At 70.1% G+C, this 7,881-nt stretch carries 9 protein-coding genes and 2 pseudogenes; 7 read left to right on the top strand and 4 right to left on the bottom strand.

Annotated elements, in window-relative coordinates:
* Both ACIQWR_RS21955 and ACIQWR_RS21950 read right to left on the bottom strand, forming a co-directional pair.
* Positions 1-318, bottom strand: a pseudogene (locus tag ACIQWR_RS21955) (ISAzo13 family transposase); the annotation flags it as partial.
* Between the two features lie 115 nt (positions 319-433).
* Positions 434-910 (bottom strand): MarR family winged helix-turn-helix transcriptional regulator, encoded by a 477-nt coding sequence (locus ACIQWR_RS21950; protein WP_404012014.1) that lies wholly within the window; start codon positions 908-910, stop codon positions 434-436.
* 43 nt (positions 911-953) lie between these two features.
* Between ACIQWR_RS21950 and ACIQWR_RS21945 the strand changes: the two genes are divergently transcribed.
* The 6 genes and pseudogenes from ACIQWR_RS21945 to ACIQWR_RS21920 all read left to right on the top strand — a co-directional run bounded on the left by ACIQWR_RS21945 (position 954) and on the right by ACIQWR_RS21920 (position 5,462).
* Positions 954-1,868 carry an alpha/beta hydrolase gene (locus ACIQWR_RS21945; RefSeq protein ID WP_404012011.1) on the top strand — a complete coding sequence of 305 codons (915 nt, stop codon included), beginning with the start codon at positions 954-956 and terminating at the stop codon, positions 1,866-1,868.
* A gap of 215 nt (positions 1,869-2,083) precedes the next feature.
* Complete coding sequence (locus ACIQWR_RS21940; RefSeq protein ID WP_404012009.1) at positions 2,084-2,815, top strand: SDR family NAD(P)-dependent oxidoreductase; 732 nt, start codon at positions 2,084-2,086, stop codon at positions 2,813-2,815.
* Between the two features lie 305 nt (positions 2,816-3,120).
* Complete coding sequence (locus ACIQWR_RS21935; RefSeq protein ID WP_404012006.1) at positions 3,121-3,555, top strand: GntR family transcriptional regulator; 435 nt, start codon at positions 3,121-3,123, stop codon at positions 3,553-3,555.
* Positions 3,552-3,830: pseudogene (locus ACIQWR_RS21930) on the top strand (ATP-binding cassette domain-containing protein); the annotation flags it as partial. The gene ACIQWR_RS21935 and the pseudogene ACIQWR_RS21930, both read left to right, overlap by 4 nt.
* Before the next feature lie 136 nt (positions 3,831-3,966).
* On the top strand, positions 3,967-4,500 hold the full coding sequence (locus ACIQWR_RS21925; RefSeq protein WP_404012003.1) for an ATP-binding cassette domain-containing protein: 534 nt from the start codon (positions 3,967-3,969) through the stop codon (positions 4,498-4,500).
* Entirely contained in the window at positions 4,497-5,462 is a 966-nt protein-coding gene (locus ACIQWR_RS21920; protein WP_404012000.1) for an ABC transporter permease, read from the top strand. Before ACIQWR_RS21925 ends, ACIQWR_RS21920 begins: the two co-directional genes overlap by 4 nt.
* A gap of 142 nt (positions 5,463-5,604) precedes the next feature.
* On the opposite strand, the gene ACIQWR_RS21915 is transcribed toward ACIQWR_RS21920, so the two are convergent.
* A complete protein-coding gene (locus tag ACIQWR_RS21915; protein WP_404011997.1) occupies positions 5,605-6,552 on the bottom strand; it encodes an SDR family NAD(P)-dependent oxidoreductase in 948 nt (315 codons plus the stop codon).
* A 108-nt stretch (positions 6,553-6,660) separates the two neighbouring features.
* On the opposite strand from ACIQWR_RS21915, the gene ACIQWR_RS21910 reads away from it, so the two are divergent.
* On the top strand, positions 6,661-7,326 hold the full coding sequence (locus ACIQWR_RS21910) for a TetR/AcrR family transcriptional regulator (protein ID WP_404011994.1): 666 nt from the start codon (positions 6,661-6,663) through the stop codon (positions 7,324-7,326).
* A 219-nt stretch (positions 7,327-7,545) separates the two neighbouring features.
* Here the strand turns inward: ACIQWR_RS21910 and ACIQWR_RS21905 are convergent, their stop codons facing one another.
* Positions 7,546-7,872 (bottom strand): nuclear transport factor 2 family protein, encoded by a 327-nt coding sequence (locus ACIQWR_RS21905; RefSeq protein ID WP_404011992.1) that lies wholly within the window; start codon positions 7,870-7,872, stop codon positions 7,546-7,548.
* Positions 7,873-7,881 lie beyond the last annotated feature (9 nt).

Raw genomic sequence — 7,881 nt, 5'->3', positions numbered from 1 at the left:
ATCGCCGCGCACGTCCGGCTCGACGAGGGCCAGCAGCGCCTGCCGCAGCCCAGGGTCGAGGTCCACCGCGCGCTTGCGGCCTCCACCCTCCCGTCAGGTCCGGCCCAATGGAGCTTCACCGGCCTCCAGTTCAGCAACCCCGCGGGACACGGTGCCCTCACGCACCCCGGCCGCCCGGGCCACCGTCCTGATCCCGCCATGCCCCAGCGACCGGGCCTCCGCTCCTATGGCCAACCGGCGCTGACGCTCATCCAGATGCGGCAACAACGCCTGGAACTTCGCCGCCAGCCCCGTCTCGGTCCCCTCGGATATCCCCATAGCACAACAACGACGAGCAACGACGGAAGCAACGACTTGTTTCTCCGCAGGCCCCAACCGTCGGATCCAACGGTCATGACCGGACGCTGCCGTACCGGCCGGCTGTGCAGACGCGTCAGCCGGTGGGTGTGCCGACCTGGTCACGTTCCAGGGAGGTGCGCAGTTCCGAGAGGGCCCGCGCGGCGGCCGTGACGGGGGAAGCCTTGATGCCGCCTGCGATCAGTTCGGTCAACCGCTCGGTGAAGGTGGCTTCTGCGGCGTCGGCCAAGCGCAGGCCGTCGTCGGTCAGGGCGAGCAGCGAGGACCGGCGGTCCGACGGGTTCGGCCGGCGGGCGACCCATCCCTGGCGTTCCAGGCGGTCGACGCCCTTGCTGGTGGCTCCGATACCGACGGCGAACTCCGCGGCCAGGTCCGCCACCCGGGCCCCCGGGTGGTCGCGGAGGTGGCGCAGGAACTCGAACTGCGAGGTGACGATCCCGTGCCGCTCGCGAAGACGGTCATTGAGGGCGTTGTACAGACGCGTCTCGCAGCGGACGAGGTCGGCGAAGAAGTCCGAGAGGTCGACTGGGTCACCGCTCAATGTAGATGCCATGGCATATAGTGTAGTGGAATGGACTTCGGACGGGAGCACCCACGTGAGCAAGGAACAGCGGGCCAGGATCGACGCGCTACTGCGGCAGCCGCGGCCTGAGGGGCCTCAGTCGGTCGAGGCGATGCGTGCCGGATTCACGGCGCTGATGTCCCGGATGATCGTGCCCGAGGCCATCCGCACCGCGCGGACGACACTGGGCAACCGACCCGCACTGCGCGTCGAGCCGGACAACAATCCGCGCGGTGGGACGATCCTGTACCTCCACGGAGGCGGCTGGGTGTTCGGATCTCCCGAGACCGCGCTCTCGCTGACCGGGCACCTCGTGGTCAAGACGGGTTTCAGGTCGTACTCGCTGGACTACCGGCTCGCCCCCGAGCACCCGTTCCCCGCCGCGATCGAAGACGCCCTGAGCGCCTATCGCGCCCTGCTCGACAGCGGTGAGGACCCTTCGGCCATCGCGTTCGCCGGGGACTCCGCCGGCGGCGGCCTCACCGTCGCCACCTGCCTCGCCGCCCGCGACGCCGGGCTCCCGCTGCCCGCTGCGATCGTGGCGTTCTCCCCCGGCCTGGACGCCACCCAGTCGGGCGAGACCCTGGATACCAAGGCGGACGTCGACCCGCTCTTCACCCGCGAGCGTCTGGAGCACACCGCAGCCATGTACCTCGCCGGAGCCGACCCGCACCAGCCCATGCTCAGCCCCGCCGTCCTCGCCGACCTGACCGGCTTCCCGCCGATGCTCCTTCAGGCGGGCACCAACGAAGTGCTCCTGGACGACTCCACCCGCCTGGCCGCCCGCGCCCGCGCGGCCGGAGTGGACGTGATCCTCGACATCACCGCCGACGTTCCCCACGTGTTCCAGTCCTTCGCCGGCGTTCTGGACGAGGCCGACCAGGCGCTGGACCGCGCAGCCCTCTTCCTCACCCAGCAGGTCCGCGCCCCCGACGCAGCTGCCGCATAGGCTCGCAAACGTCCGGCCGCACAGCCCCCATCCGCAGGTCCGGCCCCCGGTACCCAGCTCCCGGGCCGTCTCCCGATCCGGTGGGCACCGGTATCCGACCACCAAGGCCTCGCTGAGCACCTGTCAGGCTTGCCGAGGAGACGGGTCCGGGGGGGCGCTTCACGGGGACCGCCCAGCAAGCCGAACAATTCCTCGCCCCCAGAAAGGGGAACGTCATGACCGACAAGACCGCGGTGATCACCGGAGTAGGACGCCAAGCCGGGTTGGGCTTCGCCGTCGCCCGGGAGCTGTGTGATCAGGGCTTCCACGTCTTCCTCACCGCCCGCGACCTCGCGGCCGCCGAACCGCTGGCCGCCCGACTACGCGCGGAGGGGTACGAAGCCACTGCCCTGCGCCTGGACCTCTCGGACCCCACAAGCGTGCGCGAGGCAGCCGACGACCTTGCCCGGCGCATCGGTCGGCTCGACGTTCTGGTCAACAACGCGAGCGCGATGCCCGACTTCCAGACCCTGTCCGCACTGGACGCCGACATGGACCACGTGCGTATCCATCTGGAGGTCTCCGCGCTGGGCCCCTGGGCGCTGACCCAGGCGCTGCTGCCGCTGCTGACGTCGGCACCCGCCGCCCGGATCGTGAACGTATCCAGCCTGTCCGCACAGCAGATCGCCACCGGACTGGACCTCGGCGCGCCAATGCGTTCCCCGGGTTACTCCATGGCCAAGTACATGCTCAACGCCTTGACCGAGGTGCTCGCGCGGGCCCTTGCCGACACCTCGATCCTGGTCAACGCCGTGGATCCCGGCAACACCGCCACCCATCCCGAGCGTGGCCACGACGAGACCGACCGGACCGCAGCCGAGAGTGCGCGCGACATCGTCCGCGCCGCCACCCTGGGCCCCGACGGCCCCACCGGCCGGCTCTTCAGCAGCGCCCAGCCCCTCGCCTGACCTCCCGCTCCGGGCGTCCCGGATAACCACATGCCTGACACGTGCTCGACACCGAGCCACGCCCACCTTTCGCTGTTCCTCCGCCGACCGGCCCCCGACTGCCCGTCGCCCGCACCCGCATGCGCACCCTTGCCATCAACTCAGCCTCCTGATAGCCGAGTTGATGGAAGGGACGTTTGGAGGTGGCTTCCTACGGCGACGAAGTCGGGTCGCGGCCCGCCGTTGCGAAGTCGTCGCCATTTGACATCGACCCTCACAACAGATCACCCTTTCACTACTTAATTAGTGAAAGGGAGGTGAGGCTCGTGGCCCCCGTCGACAGAACTGAGGGTGCCGGCGCGTCAGGTGCCATCGAGTTCCGCATCGACCGCCGCTCGGGCGTCGCCACGTACCTTCAGATCGTGCATCAGGCCAAGCAGGCCCTTCGCCTCGGCCTGCTCGCACCGGGCGACAAGCTGCCCACGGCCCGGGAAGTCGTCGAGGCGACGGCGATCAACCCGAACACCGTGCTCAAGGCGTATCGCGAGCTGGAGCGCGAAGGCCTCGTCGAGGGCCGCCGCGGCCTCGGCACCTTCGTCACGAAGGGCCTGGGCTCCAGCGGCGGTGCCGGTTCGCCGTACCGCCCGGCCCTCGTCGCCTGGATCGCCGAAGCCCACCGAGCGGGCTTGGAGCGCGACGACATCACCGCACTCTTCGAGGACGCGCTGAACGAGACCATTCCGCAGGGAGACACCCGATGACACGTGCCCGCACAGCCTCACCGGCCGCTCTCGAAGCGACCGGCCTGACCATGTCGTACGGTCACGGCCGCCGCGCGAAGCCCGTCCTGGACGGCCTGTCGTTCCGCCTCCCACAGGGCGTCGTCTGCGCCCTCGTCGGCCCGAACGGCGCGGGCAAGTCCACTCTGCTCTCGCTCGCCACCGGCCTGCTCCGCCCGACGAGCGGCACGCTGCGCGTGCTCGGCGAGAGCCCGGCCACCGCCCGCCCCCGCGTCGCGTACGTCGCCCAGGGCAAGCCGCTGCACCCACAGCTGACCGTCGAGGCCACCCTCCGCCTCGGTCGGGAACTCAACCAGGGCGGGCTCTGGGACATGGCCGCCGCCGAACGCATCGTCTACGCGGGAGACACCGGGAGACGGCCTCGACCCGAAGGTGAAGATCCGTTCCCTCTCCGGCGGTCAGCGCACCCGTGTCGCCCTCGCCCTCGCCTTCGGGAAACGACCCGAACTGATGCTGCTCGACGAGCCCATGGCCGACCTCGACCCGCTCGCCCGTCAGCAGCTCACCGGTGCCCTGATGTCCGAATCCCTCGAACACGGCACCACCATCGTGATGTCCTCCCACGTCATCGCCGAGCTGGAGGACTCGTGCGACCACCTCCTCCTGACCACAGGCGGTCGTGTCCTGCTCAGCGGTGGCACCGAGGACATCGTCGACGCTCACACCCTCCTCACGGGCACGGGTGACCTCACCGGCACCGACGTCATCGAGGAACGCCCCACCGGCCGCGGCCGTACCGCCCTGGTCCGCCCGCGCGGCGCCCTCGACACCCACGCCGACTGGGCCGTGGAACGCCCCTCGCTGCAGGAGGTGCTCCTCGCCCACCTCCGCAACCCCGGGGCGCCCGCGCTCATCACCGACAACGCTCACCCCGCACCGTCCGCACGGCAGGAGATCACCACATGACCGGCGCCACGCTCGCCCCGCACCGCACGACGTCCGCGGCCCGCACGACGTCCGCAGCCCGCACCGGGGCTGTCCGCGCAGTCCTGCGCCTGCACCGTGCGTCCCTCCTGATATGGACCGCGTACGTCGTCATCACCGCCGGCCTCCTCTTGTGGATGCTCGGCCCGGGCGGCACCAACGCCGTCGACGAGATGGCGGAGTGCGCGCGCTCGAAGGCCTGTGACAGCCATCCCGCGGTCGGGCTCTACAAAGTCGCGCTGCTCGCCGTGCAGTGGCTGATCCTGGCCCCGTCCTACCTCCTCCCCGCCTACGCCGCCGCCGCACTGGTCGGCCGCGAACTCGAAACGGGCACCGCCCAGCTCGCCTGGACCCAGAACGTGTCCCCGACCCGCTGGCTGGCCACCAAGCTCGCCCTCGCCGCCGCCACGGTCACCGTAGGGATGACGGTCCTCGTCCTGCTCTTCCGCACGGTCCGCGACAACCGCTTCGGCATCGGCAACTGGTCGCTCTACGACCCCTTCGTCTACCACGACGCCGCGCCGCTCGCCCTCGCCTACCCGCTGCTCGGCCTGGCGCTCGGCGCGCTCGCCGGCATCCTCTTGCGCCGTGCGATGGCCGCGCTCGCCACCGCCACAGCCGCGACCGCCGTCCTCACCTACGTCTACTCCCTGGCCCGCTTCCACTTCTGGCCGTCCGTCACCATCACCACCAGCGCGGACGCCCCCTACCCCAGCGGCATGGTCCTCTCGACCCAGCTGTTCTCCAGCGACGGGACCCCGCTCTCGGTACCGGAGCTCATTCGCCAGAGCCGCGCGGATGCCCACACCTCGTACTACATCCACGAGTACCACCCGGTCTCCCACTTCTGGCCCCTCCAGGCCGTCGAGACCGGCTCCCTCCTCGCCCTCACCGCCCTGGCGGGCTTCGGCGCCTTCTACCTGCTACGACGCCGCACGGCATAGCAGCGCCGGCGAAGTGCTGGTCGGCGGCTGCCCGACGCGCCCTCGACCCGACCGCAACGGTGCGCGGGGCATTGCCGTCGGCGTTGCCCCGGAATTGCTGTGGTCTTCCGGACAAGGAGGCGGCGCCCGCTGGCAGCGCGGGCTACATGGTGGTGGCCGATCCGGAGGGAAACGGGCGCTGCTCGGACTCGGCGATGGGGAACCGCACCCCGGTGAGGTCTTCGGAGACGGCCCACAGCCGCTGCTGAAGGGCCGCCTCGTACGACTGCGGGCTGGAGGTGACCAGCCGGGGGTGGCCCTTGACCTCGTTGCGTCCGCCGGGGCCGTAGTACTGGCCGCCGAGCGCGGCGGGGTCGGTGGCGGCGCGCAGGGTCGGCAGCGCTCCCATCGCCGGCGCCTGGGTGATCAGCGGCGCGAGCCAGGTGAGCGGAAGCCGGAGGGTCGCGGGGCTGTTGCGGGCGAGCTCGGTGCTGGACATGCCGGGGTGTGCGGCCACCGCCACGGTGGTGCCGTGCGTGGCGAGCCGGCGCTGCAGCTCGTAGGTGAACATGAGGTTGGCCAATTTGGACTGCCCATAGGCGGCGGCCCGGCTGTACGACCGCTCCCAGTGCAGGTCGTCGAAGTGGATCGCGGCTCGGATGCGGTGGCCGGTGCTGCTGACCGTCACCACGCGCGAGCCGGGCACCGGCAGCATCAGGTCCAACAGCAGCCCGGTGAGCGCGAAGTGGCCGAGGTGGTTGGTGCCGAACTGCATCTCGAAGCCGTCCCGGGTGGTCTGCTTCGGGGTGTACATCACGCCGGCGTTGTTGATCAGCAGGTCAATCCGGTCGAGTCGGGACCGTAACGACGCCGCCGCGGTCCGCACGGAGTCGAGCGAGGTCAGGTCCAGGGCCTGGACGGTCACATCGCCCGTCATGCGGGCCGCGGCCCGCTCGCCCTTCTCGACGTTGCGCACGGCGAGCACCACGGACGCCCCGTGCTCGGCGAGCGCCTTGGCGGTTTCGTATCCCAGTCCGGTGTTGGCCCCGGTCACCACGGCCACTCGCCCGCGCTGGTCCGGAATGTTCGCCGTCGTCCACTGGTCGCTCATGTCGACCTCCCACCTTGTTACGTACCGAAGGTATCTTGTGTCTTCGACGTTAAAGTACCTGCGGTACATTGTCAACGTACCGCAGGTACCTAAGTTAGGCTGGTGATCGTGACTTTCCAGCGGGCGCGAACCGAAGAGCAGCGGGAGATCCGCCGACGGGCGATCCTCGACACGGCGTCGGCGATGCTCGATGAGATGCCCGTGGCCGCGGTCACCCTGAACGAGCTCAGCCGCCGGGTGGGACTGGCGAAGCCGAACGTGCTGCGCTACTTCGAGTCCCGCGAGGCGGTGCTGCTGGAACTGCTGGACCATTTCCTGCAGGAGTGGCTGACCGAGCTGGCAGGCGAGTTGGCCGCCGGCACCGATGAGAACCTGCCCATGGCCGAGCGAGCGGCGGCGGTGGCCGAGACGCTCAGCCGCTCGCTCTCCGGCCGAGTGGTGTTGTGCGACCTCTTCGGTGCACAGGGCAGCGTCCTGGAACACAACGTCTCCGTCGAGGTCGTCGCACGCTACAAGCGCGCCTCCCTGGACCGCCTGACGGCCATGACCGACCTGCTCCTGAAGTACCTGCCGGAGCTGGGCGAGAACGCGACTCTGTTCAGCCTGCAAACCATGGTCATGGCCGGCGCGCTGTCGGCGTACAGCACTCCCCCGCCCAGCCTGCAGGCGGCCTACCAGGCCGAGCCCGACCTGGCCCGCTTCCACCTGGAGCTGAGGGACTACTTGAAGCTGGCTCTGACCGCAACCCTCCTGGGCGTGCTGCCCCGCAGCTGACGTGCGTGGCACTGGAACGGGCAAGGATCCTCTGCACTTCTCGCGCTCGGACGGCCTCTTTGCAGGGGTTCTCTTTGGTGAGACGCCCGTCGGCTCGCTGAGGCCCGCCTTCGAGGAGACGGGACATCGCGCCGCGCACAGCAGCTGTTGCCGCACCGGTCGGGGCGGCAGCGTTCTGGGAGCAGCTGGCCCGACGTGGCCAGCTGCTCCCAGCACTGTTCAACCGAGGAAGTCGACGCGGTCGATGAGGCCGTCGCGCACGCGGTAGGCCACCAGGACGCGGACGGGCTCGTCGGCCAGGCCGTGGGCGACCTCGTGGTCGACCACCCAGTCGCCTTCGCTGAGCCGCCCCACGATCTCCGCCCGGCAGCGGCCTTCGGCGAACTGTCCGGCGTACTTGTCGCGCAGGGCCTGCCGGCCCTGCAGTTGGCCTCCGTCGGCCCGGCGGACCGTGACGTCCTCGGCGTAGGTGGCGACGAAGGCGTCGATGTCGTGGCTGTTGTACGCGGCGAGCTGCTGCTCGACCACGTCGCGCGGTTCGGTCATGTGCTTGAT

The sequence above is a fragment of the Streptomyces sp. NPDC098789 genome, assembly GCF_044759975.1.
In the GTDB taxonomy this organism is placed as follows: Bacteria; Actinomycetota; Actinomycetes; order Streptomycetales; family Streptomycetaceae; genus Streptomyces.
Note: the sequence above shows the minus strand (reverse complement) of the source record. Positions and strands in the feature narration are given on the sequence as shown.

Coding starts and splice junctions, on each gene's coding strand:
- ACIQWR_RS21940 (WP_404012009.1), top strand. CDS start 2,084: ATGACCGACAAGACCGCGGTGATCACCGGAGTAGGACGCCAAGCCGGG.
- ACIQWR_RS21920 (WP_404012000.1), top strand. CDS start 4,497: ATGACCGGCGCCACGCTCGCCCCGCACCGCACGACGTCCGCGGCCCGC.
- ACIQWR_RS21905 (WP_404011992.1), bottom strand. CDS start 7,872: ATGACCGAACCGCGCGACGTGGTCGAGCAGCAGCTCGCCGCGTACAAC.
- ACIQWR_RS21915 (WP_404011997.1), bottom strand. CDS start 6,552: ATGAGCGACCAGTGGACGACGGCGAACATTCCGGACCAGCGCGGGCGA.
- ACIQWR_RS21950 (WP_404012014.1), bottom strand. CDS start 910: ATGGCATCTACATTGAGCGGTGACCCAGTCGACCTCTCGGACTTCTTC.